General features: G+C 62.4%; 19 protein-coding genes and 1 tRNA gene. 6 read left to right on the forward strand and 14 right to left on the reverse strand.

Annotated elements, in window-relative coordinates; translation table 11 throughout:
- The 3 genes from CTR53_RS18910 to CTR53_RS18920 form a co-directional block, all read left to right on the forward strand.
- A partial coding sequence (locus tag CTR53_RS18910; protein WP_290817174.1) for a RecX family transcriptional regulator occupies positions 1–483 on the forward strand: 483 nt, incomplete at its 5' end.
- On the forward strand, positions 470–1,840 hold the full coding sequence (gene trmFO / locus CTR53_RS18915) for a methylenetetrahydrofolate--tRNA-(uracil(54)-C(5))-methyltransferase (FADH(2)-oxidizing) TrmFO (RefSeq protein ID WP_290817176.1): 1,371 nt from the start codon (positions 470–472) through the stop codon (positions 1,838–1,840). The genes CTR53_RS18910 and trmFO, both read left to right, overlap by 14 nt.
- A complete protein-coding gene (locus CTR53_RS18920; RefSeq protein WP_290817178.1) occupies positions 1,837–2,688 on the forward strand; it encodes an SDR family oxidoreductase in 852 nt (283 codons plus the stop codon). Before trmFO ends, CTR53_RS18920 begins: the two co-directional genes overlap by 4 nt.
- 10 nt (positions 2,689–2,698) lie before the next feature.
- On the opposite strand, the gene CTR53_RS18925 is transcribed toward CTR53_RS18920, so the two are convergent.
- Positions 2,699–3,526: a squalene/phytoene synthase family protein gene (locus CTR53_RS18925; RefSeq protein ID WP_290817181.1), complete on the reverse strand. Its 828-nt coding sequence runs from the start codon at positions 3,524–3,526 to the stop codon at positions 2,699–2,701.
- A gap of 207 nt (positions 3,527–3,733) precedes the next feature.
- Here CTR53_RS18925 and CTR53_RS18930 point away from each other — a divergent pair, with 207 nt between their 5' ends.
- Positions 3,734–4,312 carry a urate hydroxylase PuuD gene (locus CTR53_RS18930; protein ID WP_290817184.1) on the forward strand — a complete coding sequence of 193 codons (579 nt, stop codon included), beginning with the start codon at positions 3,734–3,736 and terminating at the stop codon, positions 4,310–4,312.
- 71 nt (positions 4,313–4,383) lie between these two features.
- Here the strand turns inward: CTR53_RS18930 and CTR53_RS18935 are convergent, their stop codons facing one another.
- The 5 genes from CTR53_RS18935 to CTR53_RS18955 form a co-directional block, all read right to left on the reverse strand.
- Positions 4,384–4,758 (reverse strand): Mth938-like domain-containing protein, encoded by a 375-nt coding sequence (locus CTR53_RS18935; RefSeq protein ID WP_290817187.1) that lies wholly within the window; start codon positions 4,756–4,758, stop codon positions 4,384–4,386.
- 31 nt (positions 4,759–4,789) lie between these two features.
- Positions 4,790–5,746, reverse strand: coding sequence for a protein translocase subunit SecF (gene secF / locus CTR53_RS18940; protein WP_290817190.1), 957 nt, complete (start codon positions 5,744–5,746; stop codon positions 4,790–4,792).
- Positions 5,747–5,756: 10 nt separating this feature from the next.
- Positions 5,757–7,361 carry a protein translocase subunit SecD gene (gene secD, locus CTR53_RS18945; RefSeq protein ID WP_290817193.1) on the reverse strand — a complete coding sequence of 535 codons (1,605 nt, stop codon included), beginning with the start codon at positions 7,359–7,361 and terminating at the stop codon, positions 5,757–5,759.
- Between the two features lie 68 nt (positions 7,362–7,429).
- Positions 7,430–7,780 carry a preprotein translocase subunit YajC gene (gene yajC, locus CTR53_RS18950; RefSeq protein WP_290817196.1) on the reverse strand — a complete coding sequence of 117 codons (351 nt, stop codon included), beginning with the start codon at positions 7,778–7,780 and terminating at the stop codon, positions 7,430–7,432.
- Positions 7,781–7,956: 176 nt separating this feature from the next.
- Positions 7,957–8,364 carry a hypothetical protein gene (locus tag CTR53_RS18955; protein ID WP_290817198.1) on the reverse strand — a complete coding sequence of 136 codons (408 nt, stop codon included), beginning with the start codon at positions 8,362–8,364 and terminating at the stop codon, positions 7,957–7,959.
- Positions 8,365–8,588: 224 nt separating this feature from the next.
- Here CTR53_RS18955 and CTR53_RS18960 point away from each other — a divergent pair, with 224 nt between their 5' ends.
- Entirely contained in the window at positions 8,589–8,744 is a 156-nt protein-coding gene (locus tag CTR53_RS18960; RefSeq protein WP_290817201.1) for a hypothetical protein, read from the forward strand.
- Positions 8,745–8,759: 15 nt separating this feature from the next.
- On the opposite strand, the gene CTR53_RS18965 is transcribed toward CTR53_RS18960, so the two are convergent.
- The 8 genes from CTR53_RS18965 to CTR53_RS19000 form a co-directional block, all read right to left on the reverse strand.
- Positions 8,760–8,836: transfer RNA gene (locus CTR53_RS18965), tRNA-Pro, on the reverse strand.
- Positions 8,837–8,977: 141 nt separating this feature from the next.
- Positions 8,978–9,466 (reverse strand): MerR family transcriptional regulator, encoded by a 489-nt coding sequence (locus CTR53_RS18970; protein ID WP_290817204.1) that lies wholly within the window; start codon positions 9,464–9,466, stop codon positions 8,978–8,980.
- 30 nt (positions 9,467–9,496) lie between these two features.
- Positions 9,497–9,826 carry an integration host factor subunit alpha gene (locus CTR53_RS18975; RefSeq protein WP_290817246.1) on the reverse strand — a complete coding sequence of 110 codons (330 nt, stop codon included), beginning with the start codon at positions 9,824–9,826 and terminating at the stop codon, positions 9,497–9,499.
- Between the two features lie 131 nt (positions 9,827–9,957).
- Positions 9,958–10,929 (reverse strand): beta-ketoacyl-ACP synthase III, encoded by a 972-nt coding sequence (locus CTR53_RS18980; RefSeq protein ID WP_290817207.1) that lies wholly within the window; start codon positions 10,927–10,929, stop codon positions 9,958–9,960.
- Positions 10,926–12,017 carry a phosphate acyltransferase PlsX gene (gene plsX / locus CTR53_RS18985; RefSeq protein ID WP_290817211.1) on the reverse strand — a complete coding sequence of 364 codons (1,092 nt, stop codon included), beginning with the start codon at positions 12,015–12,017 and terminating at the stop codon, positions 10,926–10,928. The genes CTR53_RS18980 and plsX overlap by 4 nt, the downstream gene beginning before the upstream one ends.
- A 41-nt stretch (positions 12,018–12,058) precedes the next feature.
- Positions 12,059–12,244 (reverse strand): 50S ribosomal protein L32, encoded by a 186-nt coding sequence (gene rpmF, locus CTR53_RS18990; protein ID WP_144069774.1) that lies wholly within the window; start codon positions 12,242–12,244, stop codon positions 12,059–12,061.
- Positions 12,245–12,352: 108 nt separating this feature from the next.
- Complete coding sequence (locus CTR53_RS18995; protein ID WP_290817215.1) at positions 12,353–13,012, reverse strand: DUF177 domain-containing protein; 660 nt, start codon at positions 13,010–13,012, stop codon at positions 12,353–12,355.
- Positions 13,013–13,033: 21 nt separating this feature from the next.
- A complete protein-coding gene (locus tag CTR53_RS19000; protein WP_290817218.1) occupies positions 13,034–13,582 on the reverse strand; it encodes a ubiquinol-cytochrome C chaperone family protein in 549 nt (182 codons plus the stop codon).
- A 98-nt stretch (positions 13,583–13,680) separates the two neighbouring features.
- Between CTR53_RS19000 and CTR53_RS19005 the strand changes: the two genes are divergently transcribed.
- Positions 13,681–14,108 (forward strand): outer membrane protein assembly factor BamE (locus tag CTR53_RS19005; RefSeq protein ID WP_290817220.1); only part of this gene is annotated, 428 nt, incomplete at its 3' end.

Genomic DNA, 14,108 nt, shown 5'->3' on the forward strand with positions numbered 1-14,108 from the left:
AATCTCCGCCGGGTGCTGGACCGTAAGATCAGCAGCTCGATCCGCGAACATGGCGCGCCGACCAAAGAGGAAGCCGCCGGATGGGTCGCGGAACTGATCGCCAAACTGCAACGTAGTAAGCTGCTGGACGATCAGGCCTATGCGATCGGCCGTGTCCGGCGGCTGTATGCCGAGGGCAAATCGCTCGGCCGTATCCGACAGACCCTTGCGGTCAAAGGCATCGGCAAGGAAGATGCCGATGCGGCGCTGGAGCGGCTTGCGGCTGAATCGACAACCCCGGTTTCAGACCTGCCGGCAGCAGCGGCTTTCGCCCGCAAGCGTAAGCTCGGTCCCTATCGCGGCGATCCGACGCAGCGCGCCGAAATGCGACAGAAGGATCTGGGGGCACTTGCCCGCCGCGGTTTCAGTCAAGCCGTGGCAATGAAGGTTCTGAGCGCCGACAGCGTCGCCGCGCTCGAGGAGATGGTACATGACGCAGATTAAGCCCATTCACGTCATCGGCGGCGGCCTGGCCGGTTCTGAGGCCGCCTGGCAGATCGCCAGCGCCGGGGTGCCCGTGGTGCTGCATGAGATGCGCCCGGTGCGCAAAACGGACGCCCATCAGGGCGAAGGGCTGGCCGAACTGGTCTGCTCGAACTCGTTCCGCTCCGATGATGTCGAAGGCAATGCCGTCGGACTCCTTCATGAAGAGCTACGGCGTTGCAATTCGCTGATCATGCGGGCCGCCGATGTCGCCAAGGTGCCAGCGGGTGGTGCCTTGGCGGTGGATCGCGATGTGTTCTCCGCGGAAGTGCAGAGCGTCATCGAAGCTCATCCGCTGATCGAGCTGCGTCGTGAAGAGATCGCCGGCTTGCCGCCGACGGAATGGGACAATGTGATTGTGGCAACCGGCCCGCTCACCTCGCCGGCGTTGGCCGATGCCGTGCGTACCCTGACCGGCGAACAAAGCCTCGCCTTCTTCGATGCGATTGCACCGATCGTGCATCGCGACAGCATCGACATGGACAAGGCCTGGTTCCAGTCGCGCTATGACAAGGTGGGGCCTGGTGGCGCCGGTGAACAGGGCGAAGGTGCCGACTATATCAACTGCCCCTTCGAGAAGCCGAATTACCTCGAATTCCACGCGGCGCTGCTGGCCGCGGAGAAGACGGAATTCAAGGAATGGGAAAAGAACACGCCCTATTTCGAGGGCTGCTTACCCATCGAAGTGATGGCCGAACGCGGCCCGCGCACGCTCACCTTCGGTCCAATGAAACCGGTTGGCCTGACCGATCCGCGCACTGGCCGCAAACCCTACGCCGTTGTGCAGCTCCGGCAGGACAACAAGCTCGGCACGCTGTTCAACATGGTCGGCTTCCAGACCAAGATGAAATATGCCGAGCAGACCCGGATCTTCCGCATGATCCCGGGCTTGGAGAATGCACAATTCGCGCGGCTTGGCGGCATTCATCGCAACACCTTCCTGAACTCGCCCAAGCTGCTCGACAGTCAGCTGCGTCTGAAGGCGATGCCGGGCCTGCGGTTCGCTGGCCAGGTTACCGGCGTGGAAGGCTATGTCGAAAGCACCGCCATCGGGCTTCTCGCCGGCCGCATGGCCGCTGCGCAGCGTTTGGGCAGCGAACAGAGTCCACCGCCGCCGACCACGGCGCTGGGCGCATTGCACAGCCATCTCACTGGCGGCACGGATGCGAAGCACTTCCAGCCGATGAATGTAAATTTCGGTCTTTTTCCGCCGGTCGGTGCAGACGTGCCGCGCAACGAGCGCAAACCTGCCCTGAGTCGCCGTGCATTGCGCGATCTGGCCTCCTGGCTGACGGGAGCGACGGCCGCCGCCGCATGACTGAAAGCCCGGTCACCATCGTCGGCGCGACCAGCAAGCTGGGCCAGAACCTGATGCGCCGGCTGGCCGGCCGTGGACGCAAGGTCATCCCTCTTGCCCGCCGGCTCGACGCACTGACGCCCGAACAGCGGGTCGAGGCGCGGCATTTCGATCTCGAACAACCGGGCAGCCTGAAGCAGGCATTGCGCGATGCGGAATATGTTGTGTCCTGCGTGCAGGCGCATGATGGCGGCACCGTGGTGGAAGCACTGCCCGCGTCCGTGAAGCGCGTCGTCATGATGGGCTCGACGCGGATATTCAGCCGTTATTCCAACCACCAGATTGAGATGCAGAAGCAGGTCATCGCGGCACTGGCCGCCAGCGGCATTCCCGGCGTGGTACTGCATCCAACCATGATCTATGGCGGACCTATCGACGCCAACGTACAGCGCATCGCCGCCTATATCCGAAAATTCGGTGCCGTACCGCTGCCAGGCGGCGGCGCCACGCTGATGCAGCCGATCCACAGCGATGACGTTGTGTCCTGTATCGAGGCCGCCTTGCAGCGTGACGATGTGCTTGGCAAACCGATTGTCGTCGCCGGCCCACAGGCGATTGCCTATCGAGATCTGGTACAGGCTGTGGGCCGCGCTATCGGGAAGTCACCCGTCGTGCTGCCCTTGCCCAGTTTTGCCTTGCAGGCAATCGCAGCTTTGACCGCCGTCGTTCCCGGCATTCCGACGATCAGAATCGATGAAGTGCGCCGCCTGAGCGAGAACAAGACCTTCCCCATCGACGACATGCGCCATCGGTTGGGTGTCGAGCCGATCGATATCCCGACCGGCCTCGCCCGGACCTTCAGCCAATAGATCGGTGCGGTTAAAATCGCCCGCGCAGGCTGGCCCAGAGCAAGGCCATCTGGCGCTTCAGCGGCGTGATCGCCGTTTCCGCGGCCACTGGATCATGGTTGTTTCGCCGCAATGCCTTGAGCGCCAATCCGGCGAGCGTCGCCGGCAATAAGGCCGGCAGCGCGGCGCGTACGATTTTTTGCTGACGCGCGCGGTTCAGCTGGATTTCAGCCTCTGTCGCGATTTGGGTAAAGACTGGCCGCAGCGCGGTTCCCGCCTCGATCTGATAAGCCGCTTCAGGAGTAAGCCCCTGTGCAGCCAGCAGATCCAGCGGCAGCAGTACACGCTGCTGCGCCAGCAGATGCGGTGCGGCGCGCAGAATGCCGGTCAGCGCGTAGGCCGTACCCGCGGCATCGACCACGGCACCGTTGGCCTGCGCATTCAACTGCTGCAGGGCAAGCTTCATCAGTGGCACCGACGTGGCACGCGCATAATCGGTCAGCGCAGCCAGATCAGCGAAACACGCATCTTCCATGTCGCGCTCGCGCGCATCGATCAGCGCCATAACGACAGACTGATCGAGATCACGACAATGTTCGTGCAAGGCCAGTACCACCGGATGCTGGCGCGGCTTGCCGGCAGCAATGCCCTCCCAGGCTTCGCGCCACCATTGCAGGCGAATCTGGCCGATCATCGGCTGGCTGACGCTTTCGCGTGCCCGCGCGATCTCGGCGTTGAACGCGTACAACGCGAACAGGCCGGGACGCGACGCATCCGGTGCGAACAACGCGGTCAACCAGCGGTCCGGATCAAGCCGGCGCAAGTCGCGCCCGCACTGGTCTGCAGGCGTTTCGCTCATTCGGAAACCGCGCGAATCCGGGATGATTGCTTGTCGCTATGGGGTTTTATGATAGCCTCACCCCTGCGAATCAGGCTGATGCAAGATGACACGGTGGCTGATTCGTCCTTCCCCTGCCCTCCATTCAATGAGGGTGCGTTGCGGATCAACGTGGTCAGTCCAAGCATCTTCTGCTCAGCCTGAACAAGAACAACAAGGATCGGCATCATGGCAAAGATTTTGGAAAACCTCTACAAGGCGCTCGGCGCGGGCGTCGTGCTTGCCCTGATCGTCTTCTTCCTCGTGCATCGCAGCTTCGATGCAGCCTTCCTCAGCTTCTTCTTCCGTTGGCTGCACGTTCTCTCCGGCATCCTGTGGATCGGCCTGCTGTGGTATTTCAATTTCGTGCAGATCCCGGTTGCCCCGAAGCTTCCGGCTGAACTGAAGCCTGCTATCGGCAAGTTCATCGCTCCCGAAGCGCTGTTCTGGTTCCGCTGGTCGGCGGTGGCTACGGTTGTCACCGGTCTGATCCTGTCCGGCCTCAATGGTTACGGCCATCAGGCCCTGGCGCTGCAGGAAGGCAGCCGTACGATCGGCATCGGCATGTGGCTCGGCCTGTTCATGGCCGCCAATGTCTGGTTCGTGATCTGGCCGAACCAGAAGAAGGCGCTCGGCATTGTGCCGGCCGACGACGCGGCCAAAGCGAAAGCGGCCCGCTTCGGCATGCTGGCCTCGCGCACCAACTTCATGCTGTCGCTGCCCATGCTCTACTGCATGGTGGCACAACAGAATGGCGGCGCCTGGTAAGCCGGCGCATCAGCACAACGACAAAGGGCGGCTGAGGGGCCGCCCTTTTTTATTGTCCTAAGAGATTGCAATTAGACCGGGATCAGTGCGGCGGCGACGCGACGGCCCTCGCCCATCAGCAAATTATAGGTGCGACAGGCGGCGCCGGTATCCAGCGTCTCGATCACCAGGCCGCGCGCCCGGATCTCGGCGCGCAGCGCCTTGTTGATGAACACCATGTTCGGCCCGCAGCCGAGCAGCAGCAGTTCCACCGCGGGCCCCATGCCGAAGGCTGGCTCCAGTGACGCCATGCTGATCTGCGCGATATCGGCGATGCCCCAGGACAGCGTCTGGCCGGGAAAGACCAGCACGGACTCCGTCCAGTGTTTGCCGCTGATGCGGAAGCCGCCGTCGCCATAGGCGTTGATCACCTGGCGATCGGCGGGAATGCGTGGCAGCAGGTCCATACCTGCCTCCTGCGATTGATTTACGGACCGATTACGGCCGTTGGGCGGCCGCCTTGGCCTCGGGCTGCTCCGAAGGCTGACCGCGGCGCAGCCGGTTCTCGCCGAGGAACAGCAGGATCGGCGCGGCAATGAAGATCGATGACGAGGTCGCCAGCACAATGCCGAACAGCAGCACGATGGCGAACTCGCTCACCGCTTCACCGCCGAACAAGGCGAGCGGCAGCGTGGAAAGGAACACCGTGATCGAGGTGTTCACCGTGCGGTTCAGCGTTTCGTTGATGCTTTTGTCGATCAGCTGACGCAGCGTCATGGCCTTGTACTTGCGCAGGTTCTCGCGCACACGGTCATAAACCACGACCTTGTCGTTGACCGAGAAGCCCATGATGGTCAGCACGGCCGCGATTGCGACCAGATTGAACTGGATATCGGTGATGACGTAGAAGCCGATCGTCTTGGTGACGTCGAGCACCAGCGTTGCGATGGCGCCGACGCCGAACTGCCATTCAAAGCGGAACCAGATGTAGATCAGCATGGCGACCATGGCCAGGCCCATCGCCATCATACCGTCGCGGAACAGGCCCTCGGATACGCTGGCACCCACGGCTTCGACGCGGCGGATTTCCGTACCCGGATAGGCCTGCTGCAGCGAGGCACGCACCTTGTCGGCAGCACGCTGGGCGGCAGCGTCTTCGCTGCCCTGACGTTCCAGGCGGATCAGCACGTCATTCGGCGAACCGAACTGCTGCAGGGCTGCATGGCCGAGATCGAGATTGCCGATCAGGTTGCGCAGGGCCGGAAAATCGGCCGGCTGCTGTAGGCGGGCTTCGATCACGATGCCGCCCTTGAAGTCGATGCCGTAATTCAGGCCCGGATGGAAGAACAGGATGATCGAAATGACCGACAGGAAGGCCGACATGCCCAAGCCGACGATGCGGCCCTTCATGAACGGATAGTTGGTATTGTCCGGAATCAGGCGGAGTTTGTACATGCCCGTCTCCTTACACCGGCAGCAGGGTCGGCCGGCGCTGCCGTAGCCATGTCACCATCATCAGGCGAACCAGCACGGTAGCAGTGAACATCGAGGTGAGAATGCCGATCGAGATCGTGACGGCGAAGCCCTTCACCGTGCCGGAGCCCAGCGCGTAGAGCAGCGCCATCTTGATCAGCGTGGTGACGTTGGCGTCGACAATGGTGCTGAAGGCACGGCTGAAGCCCGCCGACATCGCCGCCATCGGCGACTTGCCGAGTTTGGTTTCTTCACGGATGCGCTCGTTGATCAGCACGTTGGCGTCCACCGACATGCCTAGCGTGAGCAGAAGACCGGCGATGCCCGGCAGCGTCAGCGTCGCCTGCAGCAGCGACATGGCGGCCAGTGTCATCACCAGGTTGACGATCAGCGCTACATTGGCGAACAGGCCGAACAGGCCGTAAGCGAGCACCATGTAAATCACCACCAGCACCGCAGCGGCGGCGATCGAGATCAGGCCGGCGCGGATCGAATCCTCACCGAGATCAGGCCCGACAGTGCGCTCTTCCACGACTTTGAGCGGTGCAGGCAGCGCGCCGGCACGCAGCAGCACGGCAAGGTCGTTGGCAGAGGCAGTTGTGAAATTGCCGCTGATCTGGCCCGAGCCACCGAGGATCGGTTCGCGGATCGTTGGCGCGCTCAGCACCTTGTTGTCGAGTACGATGGCGAAAGGCTGGCCGACGGCCTGCTGGGTGATTTCGGCAAACCGCTTGCCGCCGACAGTGTCGAAGCGGAAGTTCACCACCGGAATGCCGCCGCGCTGGTCGTAGCCGGCCTGCGCATCGACAAGGTTGTCGCCGGCGACTTCGACCTTGCGCTTCACGACATAGCGTTCGGCGCGTGCGCCGTCGCCCTGAAGGATTTCCGACCCCGGCGGTGCCGGGGCATTCGGATCGGCACCGACATCCACCATGCGGAAGGTCAGCTTCGCAGTGGTACCGAGCAGGCGCTTGATACGCTCGGGATCATCGATGCCGGGCAGTTGCACCAGGATGCGGTCGGCGCCCTGGCGCTGGATGGTGGGTTCGGACACACCGGTCTGGTCGATGCGGCGGCGTACGATTTCAATCGATTGGGTCACTGCGTTGCGCGCCCGCTCCAGCAGGGCGGGCTCGGACAACGTCATACGCAGCTGGCCATCGGGTGTACCGGTCAGATCCATGTCGACCGGGCCGCTGCCGAAACCTAGGCCGGACGTGCTCTGCACTGGCATTGCCAGTTTGATCAGCAACTGACGGGCCTGCTCGGTCTGCGACGCATCGCGCAGACGCACGACGACGCTGTTGGTGCCGGAGATGCTCAGATTGGTGTAGCCGATACGGGCCTGGCGCAGTTCATTGCGGGCGCCTTCGACCAGCGCTTCCAGACGTTCGCGCAGCACCACGGAGGTATCGACCTCCAGCAGCAGATGTGCGCCACCGCGCAGATCGAGGCCAAGGCTGACCTGGCGCTTGGGCAGCCAGTTGGGCCAGGTCGCCACCGTGGCAGCCGGGAAAAAGCTCGGGATGCTGAAGATCACGCTGGCCAGACAGGCCAGAGCGATCAGCGCGATCTTCCAGGGCGCGAAGTACATCATCGGATAGTCACATCATTCAGGCAGTGAAAAGCGGACGACGCCGCGCGGGCGCCGTCCGTATGCGGCAATCAGCCAGCCTTGGCTTCGGACTTGTCTTCGTCCTCGACGTCGCCGCCCTTGGCGCGGACTTCGCCGATGGTGCCCTTCAGCACCTTCACCTTCACGCCTTCGGCGATCTCGACCTGAACGAGGCCGTCTTCCTGCACCTTGAGAACCTTGCCGATGATGCCGCCGGCAGTGGTGACGATGTCGCCACGACGCACGGCTTCGATCATCGCCTTGTGGTCTTTCATCTTTTTCTGCTGCGGACGGATCAGCAGGAAATAGAAGACGACGAAGATCAGGACCAGCGGCAGCAGCGAGGTCAGCATGTCGGTGGTGCCACCACCAACCTGCGCGTAGGCCTCGGAAATCAGCATGAAAAACTCCCTGTCGATGATTGGGGCCGCAGCAGCCCAGCCGACAATCGGGGGCCGCGCGACGCGAGAGGCGGACTATAGCCGCCGATGCTCCAATTGCAAGTATCGGAGGCCTGTGCTGCCCCCTGCCCGACTATCGAAAACCCTTGAAAATCAAGTGGCTGCTGGTGAGGCCGCTAGTGCGTTTGGGGCGCCTGCAGCCAGAGCAGCGCAGAGCGCCGATCCGAGAACAGCCGATGTAGCGCGCGCGGAAACAGGATACTCACGGCCTTGATCACGAAGGCGAAGAAACGGTCGGGGCTGATATAGGCGACGCGAGCGCCGCCCCAGGCCGCAAGTTCGCTCATACGCTTGATGGCTGACCAGTCGATCTTGCCATGGAAGTCCGAAACATCCACCAGCGTCGGCATGTCGGTACGGATCCAGCCGCTTTCATAGCCCGCCTGCAATCCGCTCAGCACCTTCGCGGTATCCGGCGCGCCACCGATCTCGATGATCAGCAAACCGTCGTGGACCCGGATATCGACGAAGTCGACCCGGTCACCTTGCCTGAACCCCGGTCGTCCAGCGGTCAATTCCGACATCAGCGCCCCCTGCATCCCGGCTTGTCGCCTGTTCTTACGATCAGTGGAGGGCCGGCATGGTTAATATTGCATTACACTTATAGGTGGTGGGTAGCTCGAAATTCGGTTGTAGCGTGACATTCTGCAGCACCGCTGTGTTCAAGCGCGGACATGCAACGGTGCCCAGGAACGCGCCACCGTGGGCCCCGTTGAGCTGGGGAACAAGTGCGAGTAGCGAGGACCCCATGACCGCAGCGAAAGACCGTGAGACCGTTATCTCCGCCGCGCCCGCCACTGATGCCGAAAGCGAGCGTTGGTGGTGGGATGAAGTTGGCGTGCTGGTCGAGCACGAAGTCTGGCATCTGCCGCGTCTGGCCGACGAGCAGGATGGTGCCGAATAGCATTTGCAGAAGAATTGGTCGGACTGGCGGGATTTGAACCCACGACCCCTTGTCCCCCAGACAAGTGCGCTACCAGGCTGCGCTACAGTCCGACCGGGCTTTGCGAAGCGGCCGGGTAAGCAGGCGGCCTTGCAAAGCGGCGCGCACTATAGCCACCGCCTCCCCCCGGCGCAACCGGGCCAAACCCTTTGAAAATGAGCATGAATGCCGGCTCGCGGTGAGCGGCGGCGACGTCAGCGTTTCTGCCGCGAGACGATGTCGGCATGGATGCCTTCGAGTTCCAGCAGGCAGGATTTCAGCGCCTGTTTCAGGTTGCCCATGTCGTTCAGCAGTTCGAAGGGCATGCCAATCTGACGTTGCTCTGATGTCGACTTCTTGCCTGAAGCGACAGGAGGCTCCGAGGCGGGCTCGGCCTTCCTGCCCCGCGCCCGCACGGCCTTGGCCAGCCCGCCTTCGCGCAGCAGTTTCTGCACGCCCTTGATGGTGTAACCCTGCTCATGCAGCAGGACCCGGACTTCCTGGAGCAGCGCAATATCGCCGGTACGGTAATAGCGGCGACCGCCGTTGCGCTTCACCGGACGGATCTGATGGAATTTCTTTTCCCAGAAACGCAGCACATGCTGCGGCAGACCGAGCTGCTCGGCGACCTCGCCTATGGTGCGGAAGGCGGCGTCGGTCTTGTTTTTACCGGGTTTGTCCTGTGTCTCGCTCGGAGTCGTCATCGACCCCGATCATACAGGAAATACGGAAGGTTACGAGCCGCTTCTAACCTGCTGGGTTGTCGCGTGCATGCCGGCGTTGATCTTTTCTTTAAGCACATGGCTAGCGCGGAAAACCAGCACCTTGCGCGGATCGATCGGCACTTCCTGGCCGGTTTTCGGGTTACGGCCCATGCGACCGCCCTTGGAACGCACCTGGAAGGTACCAAAAGAGGAGATCTTCACCATGTGGTCGGCGATCAGGCTGTCGATAATCTCATTCAGAACAGTTTCAACCAGTTGCGCAGATTCGCTGCGCGACAGGCCAACTTCCTGATAGATCGCCTCGCTGAGCTGCGCCCGCGTCAGGGTATTCTCGCTCATCGCCACGCCCCTTTTTCTAAATTTTATAGCCGTGACGCTAACTTAAGCCCAAGCGGCCGTCAACAAGACCTTGGGTGTACGAAAAAGCGGGAATCGGGGTTAAAGGACGGAAATCCCACCCAGAATCGGACTTACCAGCGAACCAGGGCGCTGCCCCAGGTGAAACCGCCGCCCATGGCCTCCAGCAACACGACCTGGCCGGGCCTGATGCGGCCGTCGGCGGTCGCTTCCGCCAGCGCCAGCGGCACCGACGCGGCCGACGTATTGCCGTGGTGGTCGACCGTCAGCACCACCTTCTCGGTGCCGAGGCCAAGCTTGCGGGCGGTGCCGTCGATAATCCGTTTGTTGGCCTGATGCGGCACCAGCCAGTCGATCTGGTCGGCCGTCATGTTCACGGCCGACAGCGTCTCTTTCACCACATCGGCCAGGTTGACCACAGCATGGCGGAACACTTCCTTGCCCAGCATGCGCAGCTTGCCGGTGGTCTGCGTGCTGGACGGCCCGCCATCGACATAGAGCAGATCGTGGTGACGTCCGTCGGAATGCAGATGCGTGGTCAGGATGCCGCGATCGTCGTTGCTGCCGTTGCCGTCCTGCGCCTGCAGTACCAGCGCGCCAGCACCGTCGGCAAACAGCACGCAGGTGGCGCGGTCGGTCCAGTCGAGGATACGCGAAAATGTTTCGGCGCCGATCACCAGCGCCGTCTTCGCCTGCCCTGCCTTGATGAAATTGTCGGCCGTGGCCAACGCATAGATGAAACCGGAGCACACCGCCTGCACGTCGAAGGCAAAGCCGTGCGTCATGCCCAGCCCGTTCTGCACGCGGCAAGCGGTTGCCGGGAAGGTTTCATCCGGCGTCGCCGTGGCCAGCACGATCAGGTCGACATCGTCAGCCGTGAGCCCTGCATTCTTCAGCGCCGCCTGCGCGGCTTTCAGCGCGAGATCGGAAGTCAGTTCGCCATCGGCGGCGATATGACGCTGCTTGATGCCGCTACGCTCCACGATCCATTCGTCGGTCGTATCGACTATCTTGGCGAGATCGGCATTGGTCAGAATCCGCTCCGGCAGATAGCTGCCGCATCCCACCACAATAGAGCGAATCATCCGGCCCTCGCACTCGACTCTTGTTCGTTCGGGACCGCTTCGCTGTTTGCCGCCTGCTTGGCCAGCGATTCTGCGAAGGCGCCGGCGAAGTCAGCCTTGATACGGTCGATCAGGCGATCCTGCGCCATATCGATGGCCAATTCCAGAGCCGAGGCAAAACCCACATCGTCGGTGCCGCCATGGCTCTTTACGGCGATGCCGTTCAGGCCGAGCATCACGCCGCCGTTGTAAAAGCGAGGATCCATGCGGTCGCGCAGCATCGCCAGCCCGGCGCTGGCGAAGAGATAACCGATCTTGGTGAAGATCGAACGCTGAAAAGCCGAGCGCAGCAGCGACGACATTAATTTCGCAGTACCTTCGACGGTCTTCAGCGCGATATTGCCGGTAAAGCCATCTGTGACGATCACATCGACGCTGCCGCCGCCGATATCATTGCCTTCGACAAAGCCGATGAACTCGAATGGCGGATTGTTTACGGCACGCAGCATTTCGGCTGCTGCCTTCACTTCATCATGGCCTTTGACGTCTTCGACGCCGACATTCAATAGACCAACGCGTGGGCGATGCCGGCCCAGCGCGGAATGCGCAAGATTGGCGCCCATGACGGCGAACTGCACGAGGTTCCTGGCATCGCATTCGACATTGGCGCCGAGGTCGAGAACGACCGTTTCGCCCTTCTGCGTCGGCAGGAAGGACGCGATGGCAGGGCGTTCAATACCGGGAAGAGTCCGCAGCACGAATTTCGCCATCGCCATCAGCGCGCCGGTATTACCAGACGACACGACGGCCTGCGCCTCGCCATTAGCGACCGCATCGATGGCAAGACGCATGCTGGTATTGCGGCCACGGCGCAGCGCCTGGCTCGGCTTGTCGTCGCTCGCCACCTTCTCAGCAGTGTGACGCAGCTCGCTACGCTCGTTCAGCGTGGGGAATTTACGCAACAGCGGTTCGACCTGTGCGGCGTCGCCGAACAGGATGAACTTCACTTGCGGAAAGCGTGGAAGCAGAGCGGCTGCGCCCTTGATCACCGCGTCGGGGGCGTGATCGCCCCCCATGGCGTCGAGCGCAATCGTTAAGGCCGCGGTCATCCCGTTGCCTGCAACCGTTCAGTACGGATGCCTGAGCGGGCTCAGGCGGCAGCCGTCTTCGCCACGACCTCACGGCCGTCGTAATGACCGCAGGCGCCGCACACATGATGGGGGCGCTTCAGTTCGCCGCAGTTCGAGCATTCCATATGCGCGCTGGGCTTCAGCGCGTCATGCGAACGACCCTGATCGCGGCGGGACTTCGACTTCTTCTTCTTCGGAACAGCCATGACACTTCTCTCTCAACAATTCGCACAAGCGGTTCGCATGCATGCCCGCCCGGCTCAGAATCCCCGCCTATATACTCTCGGCACGCCCGGGGGCCAAGCGCTTTCGCCTCAATCCTTTTTCGTCGCCTTCAGCTTGGCCAGAGCGGCAAAGGGGCTGATTTTGCTCCCCTCTTCCGCTGTCTCGCGGTAGCTGTCCGGCACCTCGGCCCCGGGCCTGCGCGGATAGGGATCCAGCCCCAGCGCCAGCTCCTCGGCCACCACTGCGCCCAGATCGATCTGGGCGCCGGCAATCGGATCCGGCGGATCGTCTGCGTCTGGATCAAGCCATTCGGCCTCACCCTCGCCCAGTTCCGCCTCTGGCTTGGCCTCGGTCTCGGGGCCAAAACGGCGGACAAACATCTCGCTGACCCGTTGGCGGACCGGTTCCAGCGACACCACGCAGGCCTGCTCCACCTCGGCTTCGATCTGCCCGGTCAGCCGAAAATGCCCGGCCAGAGCCTCGGGAACCAGCCTCAGATCGGCCTTCAGCGACAGAACACCCAGAATTCTGAGCTGGTATGCCAGGGCCGTGCGAGCCGCCTGGTCGGCCTCCAGCTGCATCTGCAGCCCCTGGGGACCGATCCGGTCGACTTCGACGACATGGCTGAATTCCTTGCCAGGTACGTCCTTCGACACGGCAAAATCCTCGTTCAGCAGGGCCGCCGAACCGTCAAAAACAGGCCGGCAGCCAAGGCGGCGGAACATAGGGGGTAGCGGGTTGGCGGTCAACCGCCGGAAGCGCCCGGAAAGTCAGACCGGTGCAGCCGGAAAATACACGTTTCCCGCCAAAATTTTAGCCTCTGACTGGTCGGCCAGTCGGGCCTCGGCAGCACGCATATAGGCGGCCATGGCCAACTGGTTGGGCAAAGCCGGCTGAGTCGTGCCGTAGAGGTTGCGAGTCAGGGCGTCGGTGAGAATGGCGTCGTCGGTCGCCGTCAGCCCAGCCTCATAGGCTTCCACCCGGCCGTAGAAGGCCTGGGCCATCTTCTTGACCCGCTTCCCGACGCCCAGGTCGCCGACACCGATTTCCCGCAGATTGCTGTCCATGTCGGCGAACAGCAGGTCGAACAGATCCTGGCTGAGGTGGCCGGCCGCCTGGCTGGCAATGGTACGCAGGCGGCGCATGACCAGGAAGGTGTGCAGCACGATCATGTCGAAGCGGCCATCCAGGCTGTCGGGCACACCATGGTGGGTGTAGAAATCGGGCTGCCGCGCCTGTTCGACAATGCACCTGTAAAGTGCGACTGCAGCTGGGTTGTGCTGCTTTCCAGCGAACAAAGAAATAAGCCGATTAAGCATTTGCCACTATTTCGTAAAACGCGCCGGCCGGGTGGCGCTGTTTGCCTTCGGGGGCGCGTGAAGATAATATGCGGCCCACGTTATAGCGAGTCTTCCGCATGTCGTTTCGTCTTGCCGCTGTCCTCTCGATCCTGCTGCCCACAGTGCTGCTGACTGCCGCCTGCGCGCCGCGACAGGACTATCGCGGCATCACCATCGAGCAGGAGAAGCTGGATCTGATCAAGGTCGGCCAGTCCAGCGAAGGCCAGGTCAACGCGCTGCTCGGCTCGCCCTCGACGATTTCCACTTTCCCCGATTGGGGCACGGTCTATTATTACATTTCCAGTGAAACCGAGACGGTGGCCTTCCTCGCGCCGGAGTTGATCGACCAGCAGGTTCTGGCCATCGCCTTCGACAAGGACAGTCGCGTCAAGGACATCAAGCGCTATGGTCTGAAGGACGGTAAGCAGATCGCATTCGTCGATCGCGAGACGCCGACGCGCGGCAAGGAAATGACCGTGCTGGAGCAGCTGTTCGGCAACCTCGG

Origin of the sequence: Ferrovibrio sp., from assembly GCF_002796975.1 — a bacterium.
Lineage (GTDB): Bacteria > Pseudomonadota > Alphaproteobacteria > Ferrovibrionales > Ferrovibrionaceae > Ferrovibrio.

Bases quoted from the DNA above. Each gene is read 5' to 3' on its own strand.
- rpmF (WP_144069774.1), bottom strand. From the start codon at position 12,244: ATGGCTGTTCCGAAGAAGAAGAAGTCGAAGTCCCGCCGCGATCAGGGT.
- CTR53_RS18970 (WP_290817204.1), bottom strand. From the start codon at position 9,466: ATGACGACTCCGAGCGAGACACAGGACAAACCCGGTAAAAACAAGACC.
- CTR53_RS18975 (WP_290817246.1), bottom strand. From the start codon at position 9,826: ATGAGCGAGAATACCCTGACGCGGGCGCAGCTCAGCGAGGCGATCTAT.
- CTR53_RS18935 (WP_290817187.1), bottom strand. From the start codon at position 4,758: ATGGACCTGCTGCCACGCATTCCCGCCGATCGCCAGGTGATCAACGCC.
- plsX (WP_290817211.1), bottom strand. From the start codon at position 12,017: ATGACCGCGGCCTTAACGATTGCGCTCGACGCCATGGGGGGCGATCAC.
- secD (WP_290817193.1), bottom strand. From the start codon at position 7,361: ATGATGTACTTCGCGCCCTGGAAGATCGCGCTGATCGCTCTGGCCTGT.
- CTR53_RS18930 (WP_290817184.1), top strand. From the start codon at position 3,734: ATGGCAAAGATTTTGGAAAACCTCTACAAGGCGCTCGGCGCGGGCGTC.
- trmFO (WP_290817176.1), top strand. From the start codon at position 470: ATGACGCAGATTAAGCCCATTCACGTCATCGGCGGCGGCCTGGCCGGT.
- CTR53_RS18920 (WP_290817178.1), top strand. From the start codon at position 1,837: ATGACTGAAAGCCCGGTCACCATCGTCGGCGCGACCAGCAAGCTGGGC.
- yajC (WP_290817196.1), bottom strand. From the start codon at position 7,780: ATGCTGATTTCCGAGGCCTACGCGCAGGTTGGTGGTGGCACCACCGAC.
- CTR53_RS18955 (WP_290817198.1), bottom strand. From the start codon at position 8,364: ATGTCGGAATTGACCGCTGGACGACCGGGGTTCAGGCAAGGTGACCGG.
- CTR53_RS18960 (WP_290817201.1), top strand. From the start codon at position 8,589: ATGACCGCAGCGAAAGACCGTGAGACCGTTATCTCCGCCGCGCCCGCC.
- secF (WP_290817190.1), bottom strand. From the start codon at position 5,746: ATGTACAAACTCCGCCTGATTCCGGACAATACCAACTATCCGTTCATG.
- CTR53_RS18980 (WP_290817207.1), bottom strand. From the start codon at position 10,929: ATGATTCGCTCTATTGTGGTGGGATGCGGCAGCTATCTGCCGGAGCGG.
- CTR53_RS18925 (WP_290817181.1), bottom strand. From the start codon at position 3,526: ATGAGCGAAACGCCTGCAGACCAGTGCGGGCGCGACTTGCGCCGGCTT.
- CTR53_RS19000 (WP_290817218.1), bottom strand. From the start codon at position 13,582: ATGCTTAATCGGCTTATTTCTTTGTTCGCTGGAAAGCAGCACAACCCA.